Below are 24,726 nucleotides of genomic sequence, written 5' to 3' on the forward strand. Positions count from 1 at the left end.
AAGCCGCGGACGCCTTCGACGTGCACGTCCCTGCGTAAGCCGGCGCTGCCGCCAACCCCAGTGCGAGGATGAGTAAGGATCTCGCGTGCCTCAGCTGCACCCGTAGGGAGGCTGCATCGCAGGGTTGCCGTTGGGGTCGCGGCAATAGGAAACCCGGGCCGAGAGCTGGCGTTCCACCTGGGCCAGACCGGCCCCGTAGGTTGCGGTCGACTTCAGCTGAAATACGCGGATGTTCCTTCCGACCTCGGTGAAATCGGCACACGAGCATTGGAGAGTCACGGTGTAGCCGGAAAGAACCGTCGCGGCCAGCGGGCCCGAGGGCATGGTGGCTGAAGTGGGGGAAGCTGCCGCCGGGCACGCATTGCCGACCGCGCCCGGACAGTTCGGCAGCGGCGCCGCGCCGGCACTGGCCGTGACGTTGAGCGGGTCGAGCACCTGGTAAGCGCCCCAGTCGAGTCCTGCACGGGCGGCCTGGTAGGCGCGCGACCCCTGCATGTCGCGGGCATGCCCGGTTTCGGTTTGCGTGGTGAGCAGGGTGATGGCCAACGCCAGCGCGGCCAAGACCACCAGGATGAAGATCGCGCTGACGATGGCGAAGCCGCGTTGGCCGCGCAAACTACGGCGTATTGTCAACATGGATCTGGTGCAGAAGGCTGACGCTCTCCCCGCTGTTCTGAAGCGTGATCCATGCCGACAACAGGCTGTCCCGCTCGGACGAGCCGGTGGTATAGGAGAAGCGGGCCGGCACGCTGCCGGCGACGACGGCGGGGCAGGACACATTGGTCGCCAGCGGGACTTTGCTGGTGGCGTTGGACAGCGGAGGCGCAGCCAGCGTCGAGACCTGGTGACGACCGCCCTCGATGCGCTCCAGGATTTCCAGCGAGCCGTCGGCGCTGACGGTTAACTGGTCCACGCCCTGGAACTGGTCGGTGATGCCGAGCAGTTCGCCGACGATCTGCAGCGTCGCGCCGGCGCCGCGGCTGGCGGATTCCCAGCCGCCGAAGATGAGCAGGCGCGCGGGATCGAGTGCGGGAATCGCCTTGATGGCAGCGGCGAGCGCAGCCGCGGTGGAGTGCGCGTCGGTGAAGCCGCCGGCGGGACCGTCGAGTGCGATCAATTCGAACGGAACCTTCTGCGCGACGGTCATCATCACTTGCTGCAGCTTTGCCTTCGGACCGAGGCTCAGCAGTGTGACCTTGCTCCCGGGATTTTTGGCGGCCAGATTCGCGGCTTCGTAGAGTGCGTGTCCGGCCCAGGGATCGAGCACGGCGGGCAGCATCATTTCGTTCTTCAGCGCGGGGCCGGTGGGTGTGCTGACCGGCTCCAGAGTTTGCAGCGGATCGGGAACAACGCTGCCGAGGACGATGATTTGGAAAGGCATAATCGAGGTTTCAGTTTCAGTTTCAGTTTCAGAAGTCCCGAGACGCGAGTCGCGAGCCAATAAACTCGGGACGCGGGACTCGCGGCTCGGGACTAATTCAACGCCGAATGCAGGCCGCCGGCGCCGGCGCGGAACTCGATGTTGGCGCTGTCGTCGCTGTTAAGCGTCTGCACGCAGTTCCACAGGCAGGCGCCGCAGTGTACACATTTTTCGCGATCGAAGACGGGCAATCCGCCGTCGCCGGGCGCGATTGCCTGGCCGGAGCACATCTCGATGCAGAGCTTGGCCTCGCACGCCTGGCAGACCTCGGGAAAGTGAAACACCACGTGGTCGGCGTACCCGGATGGCGCCTGCACTTTTCCGCCGAGCAGCAGCGCGTCCTGGTGCGACACCAGCAGCTTGTCGTCGAAGGGGATCTGCGGCCAGCCGCAGCGGTCCATTAATGCATCGTGAAGCGATGTGTTGGCCTGGACGCAGCGGCGGCGGATCTCTTCGAGCTCAGCTTGCGGGAAGCGCCCGGCGAAGTAGTGCTCGAGGGTGCTGACGCGGTCGTTGACGGAGCGCGGCTCGTGGCCGAGCGGAAAGCGGCCCTTGGTCAATCCGGCGAGCGCCATGCCGAGCACGCCGGTGACGACGCCGCGCTGGAAGCCGTCGCGGGCTTTTTCGGCGACGCGGCCTTCCTGTTCCACCCAACTGGCGCGGCGGCGGGCAACGTAGGCGCGATCAAGATTGTCGCGGGTGAACGGTTCGCCCGCGCCGAGTAATTCGACGACGGCTTCGGCGAGCAGCGTGCCGGTGGTCCAGGCTTCGTCCACGCCCGAGCCGGTGAGAACGTTGGTGCTGCCGGAGCCCTCGCCAATGCGCGCGTAGCCGTTGCCGGCGAGCACGGGCTCGCCGCGCTTGCCGGATTCCTGCAGCGACTTCGCGCCCCAGGAGCGCAACGTCCCACCCTCAAGGTAGCGCCACAGGTACGGGTGCATCATGAAATGCTGCAGGTAGCGATAGGCGGTGCGCACCGGGCTGCCGAACCACGAGGGCACGAAGATGCCGACGGAGGCGAGGCGGTCGGGATGGATGTAGAAGAAGCCGAAGATTTCCGGCTCGGGGAAGCCGAAGGTGTGGAAGACGGTGCCGGGTTCGAGGTCAACGCCCTCACGCAGCTCGACGACGAACTTCATGCCCACTGCCCACTCGCGGCGATGGTGGCCTTCGGGCATGCCGAATTGCTGGTCGAGTTGGCGGCCGACGGGCCCGACCGGACCGTCCGCGATAACGGTGAGATCGGCGCGCACGTCCATGCCGGGCATGAACGCGGCTTCGGGATTGCCGGTTTTGTCGGTGCCCTGGTCCACAAGGCGGATGCCGGTGACGCGGTCGTTTTCAATCAGCGCCTGCGCAACCGGCATTCCGGGCCAGATCTGCACCATGCCGCCGGCCGCGATTTGCGAGCCGACCCACTGATTGAACTGGCCGACAGAGAGGACGAACCCATTGTCCTTGCGCAGAAATTCGGGAAGGTAGGGCAGCTCGAGCGCGTGATCTTTGATCGGCAGCGCGAAGCGGAGCGCGCGAATCGCCGCGTCGGCGGAACGCAGGACGAACGACCGGCGGCTGGCGCCCAGCGGATCGAGAAGGTAAAGCATCTTCTCGCTGGTGACGCGCGCGGCCATGGGAATCTGCGCGGGATCGAGATCGGGGAAGCTGGCGCGAATGCCGCGGGCGCGCGTGACCACGCCGGAAACGCCCACTCCGAGATCGTCGGCGCGCTCGTAGCAGATGACCTGCGGAGGAAGGCCGCCGGAGCTCTGCAGGGAGCCGTCGGCGAGGGCGCGCGAGAGCGTGGTCAGGAAGCCGCCCATGGCGGGGCCGAAGCCGACGCAGGCGATGTCCACGGCGACGGATTCGCGCTCGATGATCTCCGTTTGCGCTTCCGGGCTCAGGTCCATAGGAGCACTCATGCCGGATAATCCAGCGCCTCGGGGATCATGACGCGGGCCACCGCTTCGGCGGCGCGGTCTTTCGCCAGGCGCGCGCCGGTGAGACAAGTGTCGAGCTTCTGCCGCAGCCAGAGGAACTGCGCGGCGTTGCCGGAGCAGCCGGCGCACGGGCCCGCCTTCGCTGGATGCGAGCCGTCGGCGGCGATGACGTCGGTAGCACAAGCGGCGATGCCGGGGATGAGGCCTTCGAGCGAATCGAGGTCCTCGGCCTGGAAGCAGCCGCGGTAGCCCTCCTGGTCCCACGCGGGATGGCGGTTGAAACCGAAGACCAGCTCGGCGCAGATGCGTCCCACTTCACCGGAGGCGCGCGCCGATTCGACGTGGCAGAGGTCGGTGAAGAAATTGACGAAGCCGGGCAGGCCTTCGGCGAGCGCCGAATTTTCCGCGCCGGCGTTTTCCAGTTCGAGCACGTCCAGGATTTGCTGGCGCGCGGCAAGCAGCCAGCAGAGCGCGTCGGCGAGGGGGAAGGTCACGCCCTGCCGCGGGCCGTGGTAGAGCCTGGCGCCGTTGGCGTCGGTGGAGACCTGGAGGTAGTCGAGCGACCACAGCCACATCATCATGGCGGTCGCGAGCGTGCACGCGCCGGTGCCGGGATGGGTGGAGGCGATCTGGCGCATTTCCTTAATCCAGTTGCGGAACTGCGCGAGGAAGACCTGGTTGGTCATGGTGACGGAGAGCTGGCGGCGCTGCACGCACTCGGGGCCTTCGTAGGTGGCCTCGAGTTGCGCGTCCATCCACTTGTGGCCGAGGAAGCCAGGGCAATCTTCGGTGATGCCGTAGCCGCCCATGAGGGAGACGGCCTCGCGCATCATGTTGGCGCCGTGGCCGGTGTTCCACAGTTTGGCGGCGGGGCAGAGGACGCCGGCTTCGCTGTCGAGAATGGCGAAGCGGACGAGCGGGTCGGACTCGAGCTGGAGGCGGGCCTTACTGCCAACCGGGAACGACAGAGCTTCGAGGGCGCGCTCCTCGGCGGCACGCATGGCTTTCATCTGGGCGCGCCCGCCGGTGATGTTGCGAAGCTGGAGAATGGAATCCTTTTCGCGCTCGAGAGGATCGACGACGTCGAAGGCGCGGGCGGCGGCAAAGGCGAGTGAGGCGCTGGCTTCGCCGGTGGCCCAGATGTCCACCAGGCGCTGAAGCGCGTCTTCGCGCTGCTGCAGGCCGAGCTCATAGCGGACGGCGCCGGGCGTGGCCTGCTCGGCGCCGCGAAAACGTCCGCGCTGGTAGCGGATGACAGGTTCGATGGCGGAGAGCAGTTTGGCCGCAGTCATGACGCCGACGGTGACGCGGGTGCGGCGGAAGACGGCCTCAATGATCTCGCCATGGCTGTAGTTGGGAACGATGACGCCGTCCTTGACGGTGTAGCCGCCGATGATGCGCGAGGCGGGAATTTTCAGGCTGAAGATCGGGTCGCCGGTGGAAGAGAGCTGGTGAACGAGCTTCTTGGTGGGCGTGCCGCGGTCGAAGATGCCGGGATCATTCTCTTCGAGGATCACCATGCAGGAGCCCTTGATGCGCGCATCGGCGGAGTCCACGGCGGCAGTGACAAAATTGGCGTAGGCGATGTTGGTGATGAAGCGTCCGCGTTTGTCCACCTGCAGCACAGGCTCTTGGCCTTCCTTCCACTCCGCGATGCGCAGTTTGCCGTTCAACATGCCGGTGTCCACGCCGACGTAGGGGATGGGCTCGGTGAGGCAAAAGGCGCCGCGCCAGTGCGGGCGGTCCTCGCCGGGAGCGGGCGGCACGGCGAGGCGCATGTAGTGTTCGACCTGCTCGTGCGTGCCGCGCTCGTGAATGGGCGCCAGCGCCAGACATCCGGCGAGGGAGGCAGTGGCGGCGCCGCCGTCAACCCAGGCAAGTTCAAAGGCCACCAGCGCCAGCGCGAGGTTCTTGGGGCCGGCGATGAAGCCGCCGTGCTCGGGGTCCATGAAGACGGCGGTGATGCCCGCGGCGTCGTAGGCCTGAAGCAGTTCGGACTTGCTCTTGGTCCAGTCGTGCGAGTGGCGTTCGCCGGCGGCGACCAGCCGGGCGACGGGGCCGCGGGCGACCGAGCGCGAAGACTGCACCAGCATCTGCAGGTCGTAGCGGTCGGCGAAGCGCCACATCAATTGGCGTACGTCGTCACCGGGAAGGGTGCGCAGGGTTTCCGGTTTGGGCTTCACGGCAGAGGTAGCCATGTGCAGGTCCTTTCGCGAGGCTTCCCATTCTGGAATCTGACCGCACTTGCGTCTGTGATATACGGCACAGGCTGGCGTGACATGGGCACAATCCGGGCATCGCTGATTGCCGATTGTGTGCCTGAAGCGAGCGCGCGTGATTCGGCGGGGTCGGAAGCGAGTTTACGACGCTGAGCAGCGCTTCGGGAGACAACGAAACACCGACAAATCCAGCCCGCCCTGTCGGCTCACTTTGGGTCATTTTGGCAGCAGTTCACGGGCAGGAGGCGGGAGATGTGCTGCGTTATAGCGATGCAAGAGGAGAAGAGCGCAGCCGCGCCAGCTTCGCGGCGGACGGCCCCGGGCCAAGGCACGTGATGCAGGTCACACTGCGGGCGAGGTAAGGGAGGTACGCTCTGGAGGAAGCAATTGCAGTCCGGACCCAAGCATTGTCCGGAGGCAGGCATGACAATTGCAGTTTACGTCGGCATTTATCTTGGCTTGCTGATCTTTCTCGCCGGATGCGTTCACCGCGTGATGCAGTATGCCCGAGCGCCGATCCACCTGCGCTGGGAGTTGTATCCGGTTCCGCATGAGGACCCCAAACTCGCCGCGCACGGGGGTTCCTCGTTCGAAACCAGCAACCGGTGGACCAGGCCGCCACACTTCAACTGGCGCGGCGAGCTGCGCGCCACGCTTCCGGAAATCGCCTTCCTGAAAGGATTGTGGGAATACAACCGCCGGCTGTGGTACGCGTCGTTCCTGTTCCATGCCGGCCTCTACCTGACGATCGCCACGGGGTTGCTGATCGCCGCAGCGGCGTCGTTGGGCTTGCATGCGAGCTTGGTTTTCTGGATGCGCGGCTTGTATCGCGCCACGGCTTACGCCGGCGTGGTGTTGACGTTGTGCGGAGCGGTAGCGCTCTTGTTCCACCGGCTTACCGACCCTGAACTGAAGAACTACACCAGCGCGGCCGACATTTTCAATTTGCACTTTTTCATCTTGACGTACGGGCTGGTCGCCGCGGGATATCTGGTTCGCAGCGAAGGGACAGCCAATGCCAGCGCGCTCTTGCGGGGACTGGTAACGTTCGACACTTCGCTGGCCATCAGCACCGGCTTCGCGGCCGGTCTGCTGCTGGCCTCGGCGCTGGTTGCCTACATCCCGTTCACGCACATGGCGCACTTCATCGCGAAGTACTTCACCTACCACGGCGTGCGCTGGGATGACCGAGCCAACTTGCGCGGCGGGCGGGTGGAAGCGAAAGTCGCCGAGTACCTGGCTTCCAAGCCGACCTGGGCGGCGGCACACATCGGGGCCGACGGGCAAAAAACCTGGGCGGAGATTGTGGCGGCGAATCCCGCGCAGGAGGTTCGCAAGTGAAAAGCCTGCTGAACATCGCGGATGTCGCTCGCCGCGATCGCGAGCCTGTCGCGCATCTCGAGAACAGTGACCTGATGCCCCTGCCTCCGCCGCTGGACGGCCATGACCGGGCGTGGGGAGCGCTCGCAGCGCAGATTCGGGACAAGTACGAATGCGGGCTGGATGACACTTGCGCGGTCAGCGTGCCGCAACCGAAGACGGCGGCCGAAGAGCAGCGCCTGGTGGCGCAGTTTCTCTCCGGTCTGGAAAAGCTGTTTACCCGGGAAAACAACTGGACCTTTCTGCAGCCGCTGCTGCTGACCATGGAGCACTGCACGCACTGCCAGACGTGCGCGGAAGCGTGCCACATCTTTGAAGCCAGCGGCCGGAACGAGCTCTACCGCCCCGTGTTCCGATCGGAAATCCTGCGGCGGCTCTACTTCAAGCACGTCAAGCACGGCGGCCTGGTCTCGGCGTGGCAGCACGGCGACGTGGAATTGAACTGGCCGCTGGTGGCGCGGCTGATTGAATTGTCGTATCGCTGCAACCTGTGCCGCCGTTGCGCGCAGACGTGCCCGATCGGCGCCGACAACGGGCTCGTCGCCCACGAACTCCGAAAGCTGTTCAGCCAGGAAATGGGAATCGCAGCCAAGGAACTGCACCAGCAAGGATCCATGCTGCAGTTGCAGGTCGGCTCGTCCACCGGCATGAGCCCGGAGGTGGTGAAGGACAATGTCGCCTTCATTGATGAAGACATCAGCGAGAGGACCGGCATCGAGGTGCACACACCGTGGGACGTCGAAGGCGCGGATGTGCTGCTGATTCACAATGCCGGCGAGATCATGGCATGGCCGGAGAATCCGGGAGCGTTCGCGCTGATCCTGAGCATGGCCGGAGTGAAGTGGACCATGTCGTCGGAGCTGGCGGGATACGACTCCATCAATTACGGCCTGTGGTACGACGACGTGCAATTCGCCCGCGTCGCGTTGCAGCACGCGGAAATCGCGCGCCAGCTCAAGGTCAAGAAGATCGTCGTAGGGGAATGTGGCCACGCGCACAAGGCGCTGTGCGTTGTCGCCGACCGCCTGCTGAGCGGTGACCTGAACGTTCCGCGCGAGAGTTCCCTCACCTTGCTGCGCGACATCGTCATGAGCGGGCGCATCAAGTTCGATCCTGCCCGCAATGACTTTCCTGTGACCTTGCATGATCCCTGCAATCTGGTGCGCTTAATGGGCGTGGTCGAGCCGCAACGCGAAGTGGTGCGCGCCTTGTGCCCGCGTTTCCGGGAAATGGAACCGCACGGCGTGGACAATTACTGCTGCGGCGGCGGCAGCGGCTTTGCCATCATGAGCGGGCACAACTTTCCCGATTGGCGGTTTCATGTGGCTGGGCGCAAGAAGCTGGAGCAGGTGCTGAACGCATTTTCCGACTGCCTGGAAGCGGAAATTCCCAAGTATCTCTGCGCGCCCTGCAGCAACTGCAAGGGCCAGTTCCGCGACATGCTGGCGTACTACAAGCTGTGGGAGCAGAACCGGATCCTCTACGGCGGTCTGGCGGAGCTGATCGTAAATGCGATGGTGGACGTGAAGCCCGGCTTCATTGAGTGGGAGTGGCGCTGAGCTGCAAGTTCAGCGGCCGGCGGGGGTGGTGCCGGCCTTCTCCGCAGCGGCCGCGCGGCGGCGGACAAAATCCTCATATGCTTCGCGGCTTGCAATCTGCTCCAGCAGCTCGCGACGCTGGTCTTCGGACATGTCACACGCCAGGATTTTTCGCCGCTCGCGGCCCACCTGCTCCACCCATTCCCCGTACTCAGGCCCGAACTGCTGTTCCAGTTCCACGCGCAGCCGGTGCGCCAGGGCGGGGCTGTGCCCGCCGGTGGAGATGGCGATCTGCAAACCTCCCCGATGCATCACAGCGGGATAATAAAAATCGCAATGCTCGGGATCGTCCACCACGTTGCACAGCACTCCGCGTTGCTTGCCGGCGCGAAAAACTTCTTCATTGACCGCCGGGGAATCGGTGGCGGCAATCACCAGGAACGCGCCCTCCAGGTCGGCAGGAATAAATTCGCGACAGCGCCATGTCAATGCTCCCGCGCGCGCCTGCTGCTGGACCGAGTCGGCGGCGTGCGGAGCGATCACCGTGACGTGTGCGCCGCAACCGAGAAGTGTGGCCGTTTTGGCCGCGGCAATCTCACCGGCGCCGACGACAACGCATTTCCTTGATTGCAGCCTGACCATAATGGGAAACAGGTCCATCTCATCCCTCGGCGCGAATCATCGCGCCGGCACCATGGTACCCGAGTGAGAGCCGCATCAACAGCGGTATTGACGGTGTTTTGGACCCGACCGCGACCGGCGTGTCGCGCGTCACACGCCACTGGTGACGGCGGATTCGCCCTCGCGTGATGTCGGCGGCATCACATCGGCGTTTGACCTCTATCACAGTATTGCCGCCCGTCCAGGCCTAGGCTCGGCTGTTAGAGGATTTGCGCCCGCACGGATCCGGGCGCAGGCAAGGGAGAAGCCAATGGCCGATGCCAAGAACGGAAAGCCGAAGACCGAGTTGCTCGACGAGCTGGAAAAGGGACCCTGGCCCAGCTTCGTCAAGGAAATCAAGTCTGCCGCCGAAAGCAGCGACAAGGCAGCGGGCCTGCTCCAGCAACTGGAACTCTCCTACAAGGAGAAGAAAGGACACTGGAAGCACGGCGGGATGGTCGGCGTGCTGGGCTACGGCGGAGGCGTGATCGGCCGCTACAGCGACCTCCCGGAGAAATTTCCTCAAGTCGCACATTTTCACACCATGCGTGTGAACCATCCCGCGGGATGGTTTTACACCAGCGATGCGCTGCGGACGATCTGTGACATCTGGGAGCGGCACGGCTCGGGCCTGACCAACATGCACGGCTCCACCGGCGACATCATTCTTCTGGGCACGACCACCGACCAACTCGAGCCCGCGTTCCAGGAACTGGCGCAGAACGGGTTCGATCTCGGCGGGTCCGGTTCGGCGGTGCGCACCCCCAACTGCTGCGTGGGCATGGCGCGCTGCGAGTGGGCCTGCTTCGACACCATGAAGCTGTGCTACGACGTCACTCAGAACTACCAGGACGAAATGCATCGCCCGGCATTCGCGTACAAGTTCAAGTTCAAATTTGCGGGCTGCCCGAACGATTGTGTCGCCTCCATCGCGCGCGCCGATCTTTCCGTCATCGGGACCTGGAAGGACCAGATCCAGGTGGACGATGCGGAGGTCGCGAAGTACGCCGCCGCGGGCGTGGATATCCAGAAAGAAGTCTGCGACCACTGTCCCACGAAAACCATGGGCTGGGACGGCAAGAAACTCGCGATCGACAACCGCGACTGCGTGCACTGCATGCACTGCATCAACGTGCTGCCGAAAGCGCTGCGGCCCGGCAAAGAGCGCGGCGCGGTGGTGCTGATCGGAGCCAAGGCGCCGATCATGCAGGGCGCGTTGCTTTCCTCCGTGCTCATCCCGTTCGTTCCCGCCGCCGAGTTGCTGGACACGCTGAAGGAACTGATCAAACGCATTTGGGATTTCTGGGACGAGTACGGCAACAACCGCGAGCGCGTCGGGGAATTGATCCAGCGCGTCGGCATGCCGGCGTTTCTTGAAGGCATCGGGCTGGACCCGGTGCCGGAGATGGTGGCGGCGCCGCGCGATAACCCCTACATCTTCTTCGAGACCAAGAACGGAGGCGCGAAATGACGACGGCAGCGAAAACTCCCCGCATCACCGATATTGGTCCGCCGCATTACGAAAAATTCCTGCCGCCGCTGGTGAAGAAGAACTACGGCCAATGGAAGTATCACGAAGTGCTGGCGCCGGGCGTGCTCTGCCATGTTGCCGAGTCGGGCGACCGGCTCTACACGGTGCGCGCCGCCACGCCGCGGCTGATGGCGGTGCAGACGCTGCGTAAGTTCGCTGACCTGGCGGACAAGTACTGCGGCGGGCACCTGCGGTTCACCAGCCGCAACAACATCGAGTTCCTGCTGGAAGACAAGAACAATATCGAGCCGCTGAAAAAAGATCTGGCAGCACTGGGATTTCCGGTAGGCGGGACGGCGAACTCGATCAGCAACGTGGTCCACACGCAGGGGTGGATCCACTGCCACTCGGCGGCCACCGATGCGTCCGGAATCGTGAAAGCGGTGATGGACGCGCTCTACGACCGCTTCACGCACCACGACCTGCCGGCGAAGTTGCGCCTGGCGCTGGCCTGCTGCCTGAACATGTGCGGCGCGGTGCATTGCTCCGACATTGCCATCCTCGGCATCCATACGGTCCCGCCGAAGATCCAGCACGCCACGCTGCCCAAGGTCTGCGAGGTGCCGACGCTGATCGCATCCTGCCCCACGGGCGCGATCCGGCCGGCGACGTATGAGGGCAAGCCCTCGGTGGAGTTGATCGAGGAGCAGTGCATGTTCTGCGGCAACTGCTACACCGTGTGCCCGGCGATGCCGATGAACGATCCCGAGCACGACGGGCTTTCGATCTGGGTGGGCGGCAAGGTGAGCAACGCGCGCAGCGCGCCCAGGTTCTCGAAACTGGCGGTCCCGTTTCTTCCCAACAATCCGCCGCGCTGGCCCGAGGTGGTGGATGCGGTGGTGAAGATCGTGGACGTGTACGCCGCGAACGCGCGTAAGTACGAACGTGTCGGCGAGTGGATCGAGCGCGTCGGCTGGCCGCGGTTCTTCCAGCTCACCGGGTTCGAGTTCACGCGCTACCACATTGACGACTTCAAGCATGCCGGGTTGACCTACGCGCGGTCGGCGCAGATCAAGTACTGACCGGGCGTGAGGCCCGCTGCGGCGGGAATGGGCTCATGGGGCTGTTCAAGGAAGTCAAGAAGCCGGTCATCAAGGGGGGGACAGCGGGCACTGGCGATATCAGCCCGTTGCGCCCCCGCTTTGTCGAAAGGACGCCGCCTTGCGCCGACCGGTGTCCTCACGGCAACCAGATTCGCGAGGTGCTGGTTGGCATCGCGCAGTACCAGGCGTACGGCCGGACGGCGCCGCAGGCGTTCGAACTGGCATGGAGACAAATCGCCGAGCGCCATCCATTTCCCGCGGTCTGCGGCCGAGTTTGCCAGCATCCTTGCGAGCTGGCGTGCAACCGCAAGGCGAAGGAGGGAGCGGTCGCCATCCACCAGATCGAGCGCTTCCTGGGCGATTATGCGATCGCGCACGGGTTCAAGCTCACCAAGTTGAATGGCGCATGCGCTGAAAAGGTTGCCGTCGTGGGCGCCGGCCCGGCTGGACTCTCCTGCGCCTACCACATGGCGCGGCGGGGCTATGCGGTGACGGTGTTCGATGCCGCGCCGCAACCGGGCGGCATGATGCGCTACCGAATGCCGCGCAGCGTGATCCCGGGTGAAGTGCTGGACGCGGAAATCGGCAACCTGCTCGAGCTCGGCGTCGAGATCAAGTGCGGCACGGCGATCGGCCGAGACGTAACTCTCGCCGACCTGCGCCGCGATCATGCCGCCGTGTTCTTTGCCGTGGGTTTGCAGAAGCCGTCGCAGCTCGCTCTACAACGCGAGGGCGAAGGCGCTGCCCTCGTGGGGGAACCTCGCACCGAGGCTCCCGCCGGCCCGTACACGGAAGTAAGCGAATTGGATGCGCGCGTCGCCAATACCATCAGCCCCGCCATTGCCCAGGGACGCGCCGTGGCGGAAGCGATGCACGCTTTTCTGCGCGGGCGCCAGCCGGAGAGCAAAGCGGCGCCTCCACCCGTGATCAAGCAGGAGCAGATGAAGCTCGAGTGGTACCCGACGGCGGCGCCGCACGCCGAGGTTCCCGCGGAAATCCAGCTCGGCCTCTCCGAAACCGAGTTGGTGGAAGAAGCCAAGCGCTGCATGTCGTGCGGCATGTGCATGGACTGCGAAACCTGCTGGATGTACTGCAGCGCCAATTGCTTCGTGAAACTTCCCAAAGGCGAGCATTACAAGATCAAGCTCGAACTCTGCAACGGCTGCAAGAAGTGCGCGGAAGCATGCCCTTGCGGATACATCGAGCTCAACTGAGAGCGAGGTCAGAACCGTGCCGGTATTTGAAATCGAAGGACGGAAATACGAAGTGGATGAAGACGGATTCCTGCAGGAGCCTGAACGCTGGAATGAAGACGTGGCCAAGGACTTTGCACAAACAGAAGCGGTCACCGACCTCACCGAGGGGCACTGGAAGGTGATCAATTACATCCGCAACTACTATGTCCAGTTCGGCATTGCGCCCATGGTGCGGAAGCTCTGCAAGGAGACGGGATACAAGCTCAACGAAATTTACCAGCTCTTCCCGTCGGGCCCGGCCAAGGGTGCGTGCAAGCTGGCGGGACTGCCCAAACCAACGGGCTGCGTGTGATGGTATGGCGAGCAGCGATGAACTTGTGGAGCAGTGGTTCGCGCAAACCCTGGAATCCTATCCGCACCTGGCCTCCCCGTTTCTGGCGTCGGAAAAGGATCCGTTCCGCAACCCCGTGGGCCACGCGTTGCGCAGTGGCATGGCGATCCTGCTGCAGGAATTGCTCGGCAACATGGACGCCGCCAACATCGCGCCGGCACTGGACAAAATCGTGCGCCTTCGCGTGGTGCAGGATTTCACGCCCAGCGAAGCCGTTGGGTTTGTATTCCTGGTGCGCTCTATCCTGCTGGGAACAAATCCGCCAAGGCCGGCCATGATCGAGGCGCACATCGATCAGCTCGCGCTCATGGCCTTCGACCAGTATATGAAATGCCGCGAGCAGATTGCCGAGGTTCGAGCCAACGAAGCCGGGCGCAGATTGCGAGTACGGCCGGCGCTTCACCGCAAGTGAGGTAGAAGGAATGCAGGCGGTCTATTCATTGGGCGCGGTCGGTGCGGTCATCGTTGCCGCCGCGCTGGCGGGACAGGTGATCGGCGGGAATGCATGGATGTCAGCCGTCGCCTACGCCGGCTTTGCCGTCTTCCTCGCCGGCTTCTGCTACCGCGTGGTGCGGTGGGCAGCAGCGCCCGTACCCTTTCGCATTCCGACCACCTGCGGGCAGCAAAGGTCTCTGCCCTGGATCAAGAGCGCCGCGCTGGAGAACCCCTCAACCACGGGCGGCGTGCTGGGCCGCATGGCCCTTGAAGTCTTCCTCTTTCGCTCGCTGTTCCGCAACAACCAGACGCGGCTTGATCAGGGGCGCGCGATCTTCACCGAGCAAAAGTACCTCTGGCTGGCGGCGCTGGCTTTTCACTGGTCGTTACTGACCATTCTCGTTCGCCACCTGCGGCTGCTGGTGGAGCCGGTGCCCGCCGTGCTGCTGCGAATCGAACGCGTGGACGGATTTTTCCAACTCGGCGCGCCGCCGCTGTATCTCTCGGACCTCGTATTCGCGTGCGCGCTGGCTTACCTGCTGCTGCGCCGATTCCAGGACCCGGTGGTCCGCTACATTTCCCAGTTCAGCGACTACTTCGCGCTGCTGGTGTTCATCGGCATCGCCGCATCCGGGATGCTCATGCGCTACGTGACCCGCGTGGACGTGGTCGGCGTCAAGCAGTTCGCGCTCGGCCTGGCGGCGTTTCACCCGGTGCGTACGGCGGCGCTGGGTTCGGTGTTCGCGGTCCACCTGGCGCTGATCAGCGTACTGGCGGCGTACTTCCCGTTCAGCAAGCTGATGCACATGGGCGGAGTGTTTCTCAGCCCGACGCGCAATCTGGCGAACAACAACCGCGCGACGCGGCACATCAATCCGTGGAATTACCCGGTCAAGACCCACAGCTATGCGGAGTGGGAGGAAGAATTCCGGGACAAGTTGAGAGGAGCGAACCTTCCGCTCGAGGCCGACCATGCCACAAGAGCTTCTGCAGATTGAGGCGAGGAAGCCGGACGGTGACTGGAAGAACCCTGCGGTTCAGTTCCGCAAGGGCTTCTTCTGCTATGGCGCCGCGGCCAAGAACGTCCGCTACCTCGGTCTGCCGAACCCGCGTGAGTGGCAGCCCTTCGATGCCGATTGGAAACTTCCGCCGGACTGGAAACAGATTCTGCTGGCGGGCATGAAGGAGCGGCTGCAAAAGTACCGCTCGTTCCGGCTGTTCATGGACATCTGCGTGCGCTGCGGCGCCTGTGCCGACAAATGTCATTTCTACCTCGGCTCCAGCGACCCGAAGAACATGCCGGTGGTGCGCGCCGAGCTGATGCGTTCCGTGTACCGCCGGTATTTCACCCTGACCGGCCGCATCTTCGGCGCGCTCGCGGGCGGGCGCGAGCTGACCGAGGACGTTGTCAAAGAATGGTTCTTCTATTTCTACCAGTGCACCGAATGCCGCCGCTGTTCTGTGTTCTGCCCTTACGGCATTGATACCGCCGAGATCACCATGATCGGCCGCGAGTTGCTGAACCTGATCGGCTGCAACACCAACTGGGTGCTGGAACCGGCGGCGAACTGCCTGCGCACCGGCAATCACCTCGGCATCCAGCCGCACGGTTTCAAGGACAGCCTGGAATTCGCCGCCGACGAACTGGAAGAGATCACCGGCATACGCGTCGAGGTGCCCATCAATCGCAAGGGCGCGGAAATCCTGTTCGTCATGCCCTCGGCCGACTACTTCGCCGAGCCGCATTACTACACCCTGCTCGGCTACATGATGCTGCTGCACGAGATCGGGCTGGATTTCACCTTCAGCGCCTTCGCCTCCGAGGGCGGCAACTTCGGGTTGTTCAGCTCGCACGAGCTGATGAAGCGCCTGAACGCGAAGGTGTACGAAGAAGCCCGGCGCCTGGGCGTGAAGTGGATCCTGGGCGGCGAGTGCGGCCACATGTGGCGCGTGCTCCACCAGTACATGGACACCATGAACGGCCCCGCCGATTTCCTGGAAGAGCCGGTCTCGCCGATCACGGGAACGAAGTTCGAGAACGCGCGCTCGACGCGCATGGTGCACATCTGCGAGTTCTCCGCCGACCTGATCCACCACGGCAAGCTGCGGCTTGATCCGGCGCGCAACGACCGCTGGACCGTGACCTTCCACGATTCCTGCAACCCGGCGCGTGCCATGGGCCTGCTGGAGGAGCCGCGCTACATCATCCGCAGCGCCTGCAACCGTTTCCATGAAATGCCGGAAAACACGATTCGCGAGCAGACGTTTTGCTGCGGCAGCGGCGCCGGCCTGGGTACGGATGAAAACCTGGAAATGCGCCTGCGCGGCGGTTTCCCGCGCGCCAACGCCGTCAAGTACGTGAAGGAAAAGCATGGCGTCAACCTGCTGGCCTGCATTTGCGCCATCGACAAGGCGACGCTGCCGACGCTGATGGATTACTGGGTGCCGGGCGTTCAGGTCGCCGGCGTGCACGAGCTGCTCGGCAACGCGCTGGTCATGCGCGGCGAAAAAGTACGCACCACCGATTTGCGCGGCGAGCCGCTGGCGGCGGAGGTGATCCATGCGTGACCGTGTCCTGATCGCCGTCGGCCTGCTCCTGTTCGTCTCGCTGGTGACGTACCCCGTGTGGCATGCGGTCTATGCAAGAACCACCACGGCAGGGCCGCAACTCAAACTGCCGCAGCAGTCGAAATCCTGCGTGGCGCCCGTGGCCCTCATGCGCGCCTCGCACATGAAGCTGCTCACCGACTGGCGCGAGGGCGCAGTGCGCGAGCGCCGCTTGGACTACACGTCGTACGACGGCAAGAAATACCGCGTCAATCTCTCCGGCACCTGTCTCGGCGAGTGCCACACCAATAAAGGGGAGTTCTGCGATCGCTGCCACACCTACGCTGCCGTTTCAGGCCCGTACTGCTGGGACTGCCATGTGGACCCGGCCTCCGTAGCCCGGAGGACGCCATGAAGATTACGCGCAAGGAGTTTCTGCGGATTGCGGGCTTCTCGGTGGCGGGAGCGGGCGCCGCCAAGGCCGTCCAGGTGATTGGCGCTGCGGATCGAGGGCCGCAATCTTCGGGTGCGGCAAAACGCTGGGGCATGGTGATCGACTTTCAGAAATGCCGTCCCGGCAACGACTGCGACGACTGCCTGAATGCCTGCCGCCTGGCACACAACCTTCCCGAGGTTCCCGAGCGCGACCGGGAAGTGAAGTGGGTGTGGAAGGAGCGCTACGAAAAAGTGTTCCCCTTCCAGCAAACCGACTACACGCGCCGCGCCTACGAAGGCCACGTCCTCCCGGTGTTGTGCAACCAGTGTGCGGAGCCGGCCTGCGTGCGCGTCTGCCCCACGGCGGCCACCTGGAAGCGCGAAGACGGAATCGTGATGATGGACTGGCACCGCTGCATCGGTTGCCGCTACTGCATGGCGGCGTGCCCGTATGGATCGCGAAGTTTCAACTGGTCGGATCCCCGGCCGTACATCCACAACCTGAAATCCGATTTTCCCACGCGCACCAAGGGCGTGGTGGAGAAATGCAATTTCTGCGAGGAGCGCCTGGCCAACGGCCGCGCGCCCGCTTGCGTTGAGGCCTGCCGGCAGAAAGCCATCGTGTTCGGTGACCTCAATGACGAACAGTCGACCGTGCGCCAACTGTTGCGCGCCCGCTATGCCGTGCAGCGCATGCCGGAACTGGGCACCGGGCCTTCAGTTTTCTATTTGGTTTGACCGCCATGTTCATGCTTGAAAAGGCGATGGCAGGCAGCCGCCGATACTGGGGCTGGCTCGCGTTCCTTCTGCTCCTGATCGCGCTCGGCGGTGCCTGCTACTTCCGCCAGCTCAGGGCCGGGTTGGCCATCACCGGCCTGAGCCGCGACGTTGCCTGGGGCCTGTACATCGCGCAGTTCACGTTTTTCGTCGGCGTGGCGGCGTCAGCGGTCATGGTGGTGCTGCCGTACTACCTGCACGACGTCAAGGCGTTCCGCAAGATCACCATTCTTGGCGAGTTGCTCGCGGTCTCCGCGGTGACCATGTGCCTGCTCTTCATCCTGGTGGACATGGGGCAGCCGGCGCGTGTGCTCAACGTGCTGCGCTATCCCACGCTCAGTTCGGTGATGTTCTGGGACATGGTCTCGCTCGCTGGCTACCTGCTGCTGAACGGCGTGATTTCCATCGTCATGCTCAGTTCCGAGCGCAGCGGTGTGCCCGCGCCGCGCTGGATCAAGCCGGTCATCATTGTTTCGATTCCGTGGGCCGTCTCCATTCACACGGTTACGGCATTTCTCTATAGCGGTCTGCCGGGCCGCACCTTCTGGATGACGGCCATCCTGGCGCCGCGCTTCTTGGCTTCGGCATTCGCCTCGGGGCCGGCGTTGCTGATCCTGCTGTGTCTGCTGCTGCGGCGGCTGACCTCGTTCGACGCCGGCGAAGACGCGATCCGCAAGCTCGGCGTGATCGTCGCCTACGCCATGTCGCTCAGTGTTTTCTTTGTTCTCCTCGAGCTGTTCACGGTCTTCTACAGCCGAATTCCGGAGGAGATGGAGCACTTCCGGTTCTTGTTCGTTGGGCTCGATGGCGATCGCCATCTGGCTCCCTGGATGTGGATATCGGCCGTCACGGGCATCGTCGCACTTGTTCTGCTGCTGGTCCCCAAGCTGCGCAACAACGAGACGATGCTGGCGGCCGCGGCCCTGCTGGTTTTTGTTTCTCTGTGGATTGAAAAAGGACTGGGGCTGATTGTCGGCGGCTTTGTTCCTTCGCCGCTGGGATCGGTCACTCGATACTCGCCCACCGCTCCGGAGTGGATCATCGTTCTGGGGGTGTGGGCGATAGGGGCTCTCTTGATCACCGTGTTCTACAAGATCACGGTCTCTGTTCGTGAGGTGAGGTGAACCATGGCAACATTGGTGGAAGCACCACCAAGACCTGCGCCACCGCCAGAAGTACGTCCTGCGGCTCCGCCACCACAACCGTGGCTGAGCGAGGATTGGCTGGCAGTGATCCTGGGTCTGGGGGTGTTCGTACTTTCCCTCGGCCTGCTGTTCGGGGCCGACATCCTGGGGTGGGTAGTCACGACGGCGGTTTGGACCGCGCCGACGAAGGCGCTCAACCCTGTGTCGAAAGCTTACAAATCCTTGCCGGGCCTGGTCTCTCTGCTCGGCACATATATATTCTTGCTGGCGATCCTACTGGCTGGCGCGAAGGCCTTGCGCGCCAACCTGAAATCATTCGCGAAAGGCTTTACCGGGGTTTTCTTCATCAGCTACTTGTGCTGGTTTCTTGGAAGCTGGGCCTACATTGCAGCCACTCCGGACAAACGGGCGGCGTTGAAGATTCCCTGGTCCCTGAACCTGACCAACGAGTCGGGATTCATTCTCGCCTTGCTGGCCGGGTTGATCGTAGGAAACTTCCTGCCGGGCGTTGCCAAAAGCATGAAAGAGGCAATCCGGCCCGAGCTCTACATTAAGACGGCGATTGTCATCCTGGGCGGGTTCCTGGGCATCGCCGCGCTGGAGCAGCGGGCTCTTGCCACTTCCGTGATTTTCCGCGGCGCGTGCGCCATCGTCGAGGCGTACCTGATTTACTGGCCGATCGTGTACTTCGTGTCGCGCCGGTATTTCGGGTTCAGCCGCGAGTGGGCGGCGCCGCTGGCGTCCGGTATCTCGATCTGCGGAGTGTCGGCGGCGATTGCCACCGGCAGCGCCATCAAGGCACGCCCGATTGTGCCCATCATGGTGTCTTCGCTGGTCGTGATTTTTGCCGTCGTCGAACTGATGATCCTTCCCTTCGCCGCGCAGCATTGGCTCTACAACCAGCCGATGGTGGCGGGCGCCTGGATGGGATTGGCGGTGAAGACCGACGGTGCGGCAGTGGCCAGCGGCGCGATTGCCGATTCCCTGATTCGCGCCAAGGCGATGGCCGCCACCGGCGTCAATTACGCTCCCAACTGGATCATGGGCGTCAGCACCACGGTGAAGGTGTTCATCGACATCTTTATCGGCGTGTGGGCATTCGTTCTGGCTTGGGTGTGGTCGGCAAAGATCGAGCATCGCGAGGGCGAGAAGGTGAAATTCAGCACGATCTGGCAGCGCTTCCCGAAATTCATCCTGGGATACGTGGCCACGTTCGCGATCGTGCTGGCCGTCGGCGTGCTGGTTCCGGCGCTGATCCCCAAAATCAAGGCTTCGATGGGGCAGGCCAATGTCCTTCGTGCCCTGTTCTTCGTGCTGACGTTCTTCGCCATTGGTGTGCTCTCCAACTTCCGCAAACTCTGGGAGGAAGGAATTGCCAAGCTGGCAGCCGTCTATGTGCTGTGCCTGTTCGGGTTCATCATCTGGGTCGGCCTGCTGATTTCCTGGCTGTTCTTCGCCGGAGTGTTGCCACCAATCGTAAAGGGGTGATGTATGGCAGATGTGCATTTGAAAGATGAAATGAAGAGAATGGAAGTCGAAAAGGAGCCCCTGCTTCCGATTGAGAAGAAGCTGATCTGGTACACCTTCGGAACCGGGGTCATCCTGCTGTTCGTGCTGGTTTTCATCAGCCGGGCATACCTGTAGAACACAGCGGGTTGCGGGCCACGCGCAAGCGCGGTCCGCAACCCAATGACGAATTTCATAGCCTCCGGACATTTATGCCGAAACTGGGAAAAGTCTATTTGGTGGGCGCAGGACCGGGACATCCCGAGCTGCTCACCATCAAGGCCGCCGAACTCATTAAGACCGGCGACGTGATCGTCTACGACCGTCTCATCCAGGAGGAAGTCATCGCCCTGGCACGCCCCTCCGCGGAGCGCATCTACATGGGCAAGCCCGTCGGCAAGCACGACTCGCGCCAGGATGAAGTCAACGAACTGCTGGTGCGAAAAGCGCGCGAGGGAAGAGTCGTCATCCGCCTCAAGGGCGGCGATCCGTTCGTCTTCGGACGCGGCGGCGAAGAGGCCGAGTACCTCGCCGACCACGGCATTCCGTTTGAAGTCATCCCCGGCGTCTGTTCCGCCTTGTCGGCGCCGTTAAGCGCGGGAATCCCCGTGACCCACCGCGATGCCGCATCCTCGGTCGCGATTGTTGCCGGCCACAATGCGAATGGAACGGAAGGGCGCATTGATTGGAACGCTCTGGCGCGAATAGACACCCTGGTTTTTCTGATGGGTGTTCACAATGTGGGCAAGATTGCGAAAAAACTTATTGCCGCCGGACGCTCTGCCGAGACTCCCGTGGCGATCGTCCAGATGGCGTTCTGGCCCGGTGAGCGCACGATTACTGGAACCCTTGCCACCATTGCCGAAGACTGTCGCCGGGCCCGGATTGAACCCCCGGCCACGCTTGTCATCGGCGAAGTAGTGCGTCTGCGCGAGAGGATCAGGGATGGAGCGCGTGATCTGGACCGCGCATGCGACTCAGCGGTCGTCGCTGCCGCCGCAGATTAGATTTCTCAGGAGGCCCTATGCCGGAAGCGGTACCCGTGGACAAAATTGCTGAAGAGATGTTCGCGCTCATTACGGAATGTGCTGGCAAGAAAAACCTGAAAGCCGGCGACCTCACCAAAGCGATGATCGCAAAGTTTGGCGAGGCAGCCTGCAGCAAGGAACAGTGCAAGCAGGCGATCCGAATCCTGATTGATTCCGGACGCTGCATCTACAGCTATCTTGGCGGTTCCTATATTCAGTTGCCGCCGAAAGAAGAAGAAGTGGGGAGCGCCGGATAACTGAGGCAGCGGGGATGAGCAACGATCACACATTGCCGCGCGTAGTAGTCGCCGGACTCGGTGGCGGCGCCGGGAAGACTGTCGTCTCCCTGGCGCTGGTGCTCGCGGCGCGCCGCCTCGGGAGGCAGGTGCGCGCGTTCAAGAAGGGTCCCGACTACATTGACGCGGCCTGGCTCACCTGGGCTTCGGGCAGTCCGGCGCGAAATCTCGATACCTATCTGATGGGCTTCGGCACGGCCGTCGGTTCCTTCGTCAGCAACGCCGTTTCCGATGGCTTGAACGTCGTGGAAGGCAACCGTGGCGTGTTCGACGGCATGGATGTGGCGGGCACGCACAGCAGTGCCGCGCTCGCCAAGGCGCTCGCAGCACCGGTGCTGCTGGTGCTGAACGTCGCCAAAGTGACGCGGACGGCCGCGGCGTACGTTCTGGGTGCTCAGAAACTCGACCCTGAACTCGACATTCGCGGACTGGTGCTGAACTACGTTAACGGACGGCGGCACGAGCAGATCGTGCGCGATGCGATCGCCTCCGTATGTGACATCCCGGTCGTCGGCGCGGTGCCGAGGCTGGACGCGGTCGGTCTCATCTCCGAACGTCATCTCGGCCTCATCATGCCCGAGGAACACGGCGGGCAGGAAATGCTCGAGCGAACCCTGCTGGACGAAGTTGTGCCCGGCCTCGATGTCGAAGCCATCTTGCGGATCGCGAGTGCGGCGCAGCCGCTCGGCGCCGAAGCGGTCACACTCGCCGGCTTGCCGGATGGCGCCGGGTTGAAGATCGGATACTTCAAGGATGCCGCGTTCAGTTTCTACTACGCCGAGAATCTTGAGGCGCTCGAGCGCTCCGGCGCTGAACTGGTGGCCATATCGCCGCTCGCCGCCGCTGCGTTACCGGCCGATCTCTCCGCCCTGTACATCGGCGGAGGGTTTCCCGAGGTGCAGGCCTCCGCGCTGGCCGCGAATCCCGGTTTCGTGCGCTCTCTGCACGAAGCCGCGCAGAACGGGTTGCCGATCTATGCCGAGTGCGGCGGGCTGATGGTGCTGTCGCGGGCGATTGTGTGGCAGGGCTCAAAGTATCCGATGGCCGCCGTGCTTCCTTTCGAGGCGCACGTGTGCAGCACGGCGCAGGGTCACGGCTATGCGGAGCTTCTCGTAGATCGCGCTAACCCGTTTTTCGCGACGGGCCTGAGCATCCGCGGCCACGAGTTCCACTACTCGAAAATCGTCCTGGAAAATGGCCGCCTTGAAACCGCATGCGAGGTGCGGCGCGGGAATGGCATCGGCCAGGGGCGGGACGGCGTCATCTTCAAGAATGTGTGGGCCGGCTACACGCATGTTCACGCGTTAGCCACACCGGAATGGGCCGCCGGAATGCTGCAAGCCGCGCGGCAATTCGATACTATGCACGGAACAGCTGACGGCCTAACAGCTGTGGTGTAGGTGGTTGGCGACGTGAAGAGTGTACGGGATCAGTGACGCGGAGCTGGAATCAAACTGCAGTGGAACAGGAGAGAAATTAAAAGGGCCGTGACATTGGTTATGGTCTAGCCGCCAACTCCTGCGAGGGAGTTGACAACGTGGACGCATGTACCGTCACAGCCCCTTGATGCGATCACTGCTTTCGCAGTTCCGAACCCCAACGTTACCTCGCAGCAACGTCGGTTTTTTCAGGTCCGGTCGCTCAACGAGTCGCCCCGTCTTGCGAATCACCCAGCTTACTTTGGACTGGCGACCGATGATTGGCGCCAACCCTTTCAACCGTCGACGCGCCGGATAGTAACACTGAACCAAAAGCTGTCAACGCCCAACATCGGGGCAGCGGAAACTAATTCCACATCGTTGTGCCCACAGCGCTTAGCGAAGATTTCCTCTAAGTTTCCACATCCGAGCGCTTCTTGAGCATTCGCCGCCGAAGAATTGCTCTTGCTTTGCGTGCGGAATCGATGTAGTCGAAGCAAGCGAGGCTCGCCATGCAAGAGCGCTTGGAATCGCTGGTGGTGCAAATGCACAGAGGTGGCATCCTCTATCAGGAAGCCGTACGCGAGTTCAAGAAGACCTTCATTTCTGCTGCGCTTCGAGACAACAAGGGCAATGTCAGTAAGACGGCGCCGGTCCTGGGTCTGCATCGCAACACCCTCGCGCGCATCTCCCTCGAACTTCAACTCGATATCCGAGGATTCCGGCCAAGCTCCCGTCGGCCCCCGAAGAGCGCGAACACAGCCCAGGTACCTAAACGGGCAGCTCGGTAACCTCTACGGCCCCGTGCGCAACCCTTGTGCGCACGGCGAACTGCTCGGCCGCATCTCTCGCCGGCAGGTTCATGGCCCGGCGACCAGCCATTCGATGCCTACCCATCAGTTTGCGAGTTCGCAGCGGCGGAAGATGCGAACACGTCGACTTGGCATCACGACCTGCGACAGTGTCTCGGCTACGACGCCACTCCGGCAAATTCACGGCGGTCGCCCAAGATGAAGGCTTCCATTGCGTTCGCGAATCCTTCATCTTCATTCGAGCTAGTCACAAATTGCGCCTGGCGCTGTACGTCGGCGCTGGCGTTCCCCATCGCGATGCTGAGTCCGCTCTTGCGAAACATGAGTACGTCGTTCGGCATGTCTCCGATCGTTGCTATCTGAGCTGGCGGGATAGACAGCACTTCGGAAAGCGCGGTGACCACGTGACCCTTGTTGGCATCGGGATGAGTGACGTCGAGATAATACGGCTGCGAGCGCGCCGCCGAGACGTGGTTGCCGCACTCGTGTTGCACGTCTGCTTCGCACGCGGCCACTGTCGTGTAGTTGTCGCTGACGCCGACGATCTTGGCCACGCGATCCAGGTGCGGAGCGAAATCGGCAACAATTCTAGGGGCGAACTTCACCGTCCATTGTTCACGCGCGACATGTGGAGCATTGGCGTCGCGCGCCAGCCAGTCACGGTCGGTGTAAACCCACACGTCCAGTCCGTGGCGCAGAACCGCGGTGATGACCTTGGCGGCAGTATCCGCCGGTAAGAAGCTCTGCGCCATCACCGACAGGTCGGGGTGGACGAGCACGCCACCGTTGAAGGCCGCTATAGGCTCCGTGAGGGCGAGCGCGTCAATCAACATTGCCATGCCAAGCGGTGGCCGGCCGCTGGTAATGCTGAACGCGATGCCCGCCCCCCGAAGACCTCTGACGGCCTCAATGGAGCGGGCCGTCAGTACCTTGTTCTGGGTAACCAGCGTGCCATCCACGTCGGCGATCACCAGCCGAGTGTTACTTCTCATGAAAACCTCATTTCCTGCCG

Annotated in this window: 22 protein-coding genes and 1 pseudogene; 17 read left to right on the plus strand and 6 right to left on the minus strand. The window is 63.2% G+C overall.

What is annotated here, in order from left to right; translation table 11 throughout:
- Positions 1 to 90 precede the first annotated feature (90 nt).
- The 4 genes and pseudogenes from LAN70_14575 to LAN70_14590 all read right to left on the minus strand — a co-directional run bounded on the left by LAN70_14575 (position 91) and on the right by LAN70_14590 (position 5,555).
- Positions 91 to 636, minus strand: coding sequence for a hypothetical protein (locus LAN70_14575; protein MBZ5512378.1), 546 nt, complete (start codon positions 634 to 636; stop codon positions 91 to 93).
- Positions 637 to 817: 181 nt separating this feature from the next.
- Positions 818 to 1,381: pseudogene (locus tag LAN70_14580) on the minus strand (electron transfer flavoprotein subunit beta).
- A gap of 92 nt (positions 1,382 to 1,473) precedes the next feature.
- Entirely contained in the window at positions 1,474 to 3,327 is a 1,854-nt protein-coding gene (locus tag LAN70_14585; GenBank protein ID MBZ5512379.1) for a 4Fe-4S ferredoxin, read from the minus strand.
- A gap of 8 nt (positions 3,328 to 3,335) precedes the next feature.
- The gene (locus LAN70_14590) at positions 3,336 to 5,555 is read right to left on the minus strand and encodes an acyl-CoA/acyl-ACP dehydrogenase (GenBank protein ID MBZ5512380.1); all 2,220 of its coding nucleotides are present in this window, start codon (positions 5,553 to 5,555) and stop codon (positions 3,336 to 3,338) included.
- Between the two features lie 444 nt (positions 5,556 to 5,999).
- Here LAN70_14590 and LAN70_14595 point away from each other — a divergent pair, with 444 nt between their 5' ends.
- A complete protein-coding gene (locus tag LAN70_14595; protein MBZ5512381.1) occupies positions 6,000 to 6,917 on the plus strand; it encodes a respiratory nitrate reductase subunit gamma in 918 nt (305 codons plus the stop codon).
- A gap of 74 nt (positions 6,918 to 6,991) precedes the next feature.
- Positions 6,992 to 8,515, plus strand: coding sequence for a (Fe-S)-binding protein (locus LAN70_14600; protein MBZ5512382.1), 1,524 nt, complete (start codon positions 6,992 to 6,994; stop codon positions 8,513 to 8,515).
- Positions 8,516 to 8,524: 9 nt separating this feature from the next.
- Here the strand turns inward: LAN70_14600 and LAN70_14605 are convergent, their stop codons facing one another.
- Entirely contained in the window at positions 8,525 to 9,154 is a 630-nt protein-coding gene (locus tag LAN70_14605; protein MBZ5512383.1) for a bifunctional precorrin-2 dehydrogenase/sirohydrochlorin ferrochelatase, read from the minus strand.
- A 271-nt stretch (positions 9,155 to 9,425) separates the two neighbouring features.
- Here LAN70_14605 and dsrA point away from each other — a divergent pair, with 271 nt between their 5' ends.
- The 15 genes from dsrA (at position 9,426) to LAN70_14680 (ending at position 23,693) form a co-directional block, all read left to right on the plus strand.
- On the plus strand, positions 9,426 to 10,625 hold the full coding sequence (gene dsrA / locus LAN70_14610) for a dissimilatory-type sulfite reductase subunit alpha (protein ID MBZ5512384.1): 1,200 nt from the start codon (positions 9,426 to 9,428) through the stop codon (positions 10,623 to 10,625).
- Positions 10,622 to 11,707: a dissimilatory-type sulfite reductase subunit beta gene (gene dsrB / locus LAN70_14615; protein MBZ5512385.1), complete on the plus strand. Its 1,086-nt coding sequence runs from the start codon at positions 10,622 to 10,624 to the stop codon at positions 11,705 to 11,707. Before dsrA ends, dsrB begins: the two co-directional genes overlap by 4 nt.
- A 35-nt stretch (positions 11,708 to 11,742) precedes the next feature.
- On the plus strand, positions 11,743 to 12,942 hold the full coding sequence (locus LAN70_14620; protein MBZ5512386.1) for an FAD-dependent oxidoreductase: 1,200 nt from the start codon (positions 11,743 to 11,745) through the stop codon (positions 12,940 to 12,942).
- 16 nt (positions 12,943 to 12,958) lie between these two features.
- Positions 12,959 to 13,276, plus strand: a complete 318-nt coding sequence (locus LAN70_14625; protein ID MBZ5512387.1) for a TusE/DsrC/DsvC family sulfur relay protein — start codon at positions 12,959 to 12,961, stop codon at positions 13,274 to 13,276.
- A gap of 4 nt (positions 13,277 to 13,280) precedes the next feature.
- A complete protein-coding gene (locus LAN70_14630; GenBank protein ID MBZ5512388.1) occupies positions 13,281 to 13,727 on the plus strand; it encodes an RsbRD N-terminal domain-containing protein in 447 nt (148 codons plus the stop codon).
- Positions 13,728 to 13,737: 10 nt separating this feature from the next.
- Positions 13,738 to 14,748, plus strand: coding sequence for a sulfate reduction electron transfer complex DsrMKJOP subunit DsrM (dsrM, locus tag LAN70_14635; protein ID MBZ5512389.1), 1,011 nt, complete (start codon positions 13,738 to 13,740; stop codon positions 14,746 to 14,748).
- Positions 14,723 to 16,318, plus strand: coding sequence for a (Fe-S)-binding protein (locus LAN70_14640; protein ID MBZ5512390.1), 1,596 nt, complete (start codon positions 14,723 to 14,725; stop codon positions 16,316 to 16,318). The genes dsrM and LAN70_14640 overlap by 26 nt, the downstream gene beginning before the upstream one ends.
- Positions 16,311 to 16,712 carry a sulfate reduction electron transfer complex DsrMKJOP subunit DsrJ gene (gene dsrJ / locus LAN70_14645; protein MBZ5512391.1) on the plus strand — a complete coding sequence of 134 codons (402 nt, stop codon included), beginning with the start codon at positions 16,311 to 16,313 and terminating at the stop codon, positions 16,710 to 16,712. The genes LAN70_14640 and dsrJ overlap by 8 nt, the downstream gene beginning before the upstream one ends.
- Complete coding sequence (locus tag LAN70_14650; GenBank protein MBZ5512392.1) at positions 16,709 to 17,470, plus strand: 4Fe-4S dicluster domain-containing protein; 762 nt, start codon at positions 16,709 to 16,711, stop codon at positions 17,468 to 17,470. Before dsrJ ends, LAN70_14650 begins: the two co-directional genes overlap by 4 nt.
- Before the next feature lie 11 nt (positions 17,471 to 17,481).
- Entirely contained in the window at positions 17,482 to 18,633 is a 1,152-nt protein-coding gene (gene nrfD, locus LAN70_14655; GenBank protein MBZ5512393.1) for a polysulfide reductase NrfD, read from the plus strand.
- Positions 18,634 to 18,636: 3 nt separating this feature from the next.
- Entirely contained in the window at positions 18,637 to 20,142 is a 1,506-nt protein-coding gene (locus LAN70_14660) for a YeiH family protein (GenBank protein ID MBZ5512394.1), read from the plus strand.
- 239 nt (positions 20,143 to 20,381) lie between these two features.
- Positions 20,382 to 21,167 carry a uroporphyrinogen-III C-methyltransferase gene (cobA, locus tag LAN70_14665; protein ID MBZ5512395.1) on the plus strand — a complete coding sequence of 262 codons (786 nt, stop codon included), beginning with the start codon at positions 20,382 to 20,384 and terminating at the stop codon, positions 21,165 to 21,167.
- A gap of 17 nt (positions 21,168 to 21,184) precedes the next feature.
- The gene (locus LAN70_14670; GenBank protein MBZ5512396.1) at positions 21,185 to 21,445 is read left to right on the plus strand and encodes a hypothetical protein; all 261 of its coding nucleotides are present in this window, start codon (positions 21,185 to 21,187) and stop codon (positions 21,443 to 21,445) included.
- A gap of 14 nt (positions 21,446 to 21,459) precedes the next feature.
- Positions 21,460 to 22,884 (plus strand): cobyrinate a,c-diamide synthase, encoded by a 1,425-nt coding sequence (locus LAN70_14675; GenBank protein ID MBZ5512397.1) that lies wholly within the window; start codon positions 21,460 to 21,462, stop codon positions 22,882 to 22,884.
- A gap of 530 nt (positions 22,885 to 23,414) precedes the next feature.
- Positions 23,415 to 23,693, plus strand: a complete 279-nt coding sequence (locus LAN70_14680; protein ID MBZ5512398.1) for a histidine kinase — start codon at positions 23,415 to 23,417, stop codon at positions 23,691 to 23,693.
- Positions 23,694 to 23,872: 179 nt separating this feature from the next.
- Here the strand turns inward: LAN70_14680 and LAN70_14685 are convergent, their stop codons facing one another.
- Entirely contained in the window at positions 23,873 to 24,706 is an 834-nt protein-coding gene (locus tag LAN70_14685) for a Cof-type HAD-IIB family hydrolase (GenBank protein ID MBZ5512399.1), read from the minus strand.
- Positions 24,707 to 24,726 lie beyond the last annotated feature (20 nt).

The organism is Terriglobia bacterium, assembly GCA_020072845.1.
GTDB lineage: Bacteria > Acidobacteriota > Terriglobia > Terriglobales > Acidobacteriaceae > JAIQGF01.

What these genes read in the sequence shown, in the direction of transcription:
- dsrB (MBZ5512385.1), top strand. Translation starts at nt 10,622, where the DNA reads ATGACGACGGCAGCGAAAACTCCCCGCATCACCGATATTGGTCCGCCG.
- LAN70_14650 (MBZ5512392.1), top strand. Translation starts at nt 16,709, where the DNA reads ATGAAGATTACGCGCAAGGAGTTTCTGCGGATTGCGGGCTTCTCGGTG.
- nrfD (MBZ5512393.1), top strand. Translation starts at nt 17,482, where the DNA reads ATGCTTGAAAAGGCGATGGCAGGCAGCCGCCGATACTGGGGCTGGCTC.
- LAN70_14680 (MBZ5512398.1), top strand. Translation starts at nt 23,415, where the DNA reads ATGCAAGAGCGCTTGGAATCGCTGGTGGTGCAAATGCACAGAGGTGGC.
- dsrJ (MBZ5512391.1), top strand. Translation starts at nt 16,311, where the DNA reads ATGCGTGACCGTGTCCTGATCGCCGTCGGCCTGCTCCTGTTCGTCTCG.
- LAN70_14620 (MBZ5512386.1), top strand. Translation starts at nt 11,743, where the DNA reads ATGGGGCTGTTCAAGGAAGTCAAGAAGCCGGTCATCAAGGGGGGGACA.
- LAN70_14590 (MBZ5512380.1), bottom strand. Translation starts at nt 5,555, where the DNA reads ATGGCTACCTCTGCCGTGAAGCCCAAACCGGAAACCCTGCGCACCCTT.
- LAN70_14685 (MBZ5512399.1), bottom strand. Translation starts at nt 24,706, where the DNA reads ATGAGAAGTAACACTCGGCTGGTGATCGCCGACGTGGATGGCACGCTG.
- dsrA (MBZ5512384.1), top strand. Translation starts at nt 9,426, where the DNA reads ATGGCCGATGCCAAGAACGGAAAGCCGAAGACCGAGTTGCTCGACGAG.
- LAN70_14575 (MBZ5512378.1), bottom strand. Translation starts at nt 636, where the DNA reads ATGTTGACAATACGCCGTAGTTTGCGCGGCCAACGCGGCTTCGCCATC.
- LAN70_14630 (MBZ5512388.1), top strand. Translation starts at nt 13,281, where the DNA reads ATGGCGAGCAGCGATGAACTTGTGGAGCAGTGGTTCGCGCAAACCCTG.
- dsrM (MBZ5512389.1), top strand. Translation starts at nt 13,738, where the DNA reads ATGCAGGCGGTCTATTCATTGGGCGCGGTCGGTGCGGTCATCGTTGCC.
- LAN70_14605 (MBZ5512383.1), bottom strand. Translation starts at nt 9,154, where the DNA reads ATGGACCTGTTTCCCATTATGGTCAGGCTGCAATCAAGGAAATGCGTT.
- LAN70_14600 (MBZ5512382.1), top strand. Translation starts at nt 6,992, where the DNA reads ATGCCCCTGCCTCCGCCGCTGGACGGCCATGACCGGGCGTGGGGAGCG.
- LAN70_14670 (MBZ5512396.1), top strand. Translation starts at nt 21,185, where the DNA reads ATGCCGGAAGCGGTACCCGTGGACAAAATTGCTGAAGAGATGTTCGCG.
- LAN70_14640 (MBZ5512390.1), top strand. Translation starts at nt 14,723, where the DNA reads ATGCCACAAGAGCTTCTGCAGATTGAGGCGAGGAAGCCGGACGGTGAC.
- LAN70_14660 (MBZ5512394.1), top strand. Translation starts at nt 18,637, where the DNA reads ATGGCAACATTGGTGGAAGCACCACCAAGACCTGCGCCACCGCCAGAA.
- LAN70_14585 (MBZ5512379.1), bottom strand. Translation starts at nt 3,327, where the DNA reads ATGGACCTGAGCCCGGAAGCGCAAACGGAGATCATCGAGCGCGAATCC.
- LAN70_14675 (MBZ5512397.1), top strand. Translation starts at nt 21,460, where the DNA reads ATGAGCAACGATCACACATTGCCGCGCGTAGTAGTCGCCGGACTCGGT.
- LAN70_14595 (MBZ5512381.1), top strand. Translation starts at nt 6,000, where the DNA reads ATGACAATTGCAGTTTACGTCGGCATTTATCTTGGCTTGCTGATCTTT.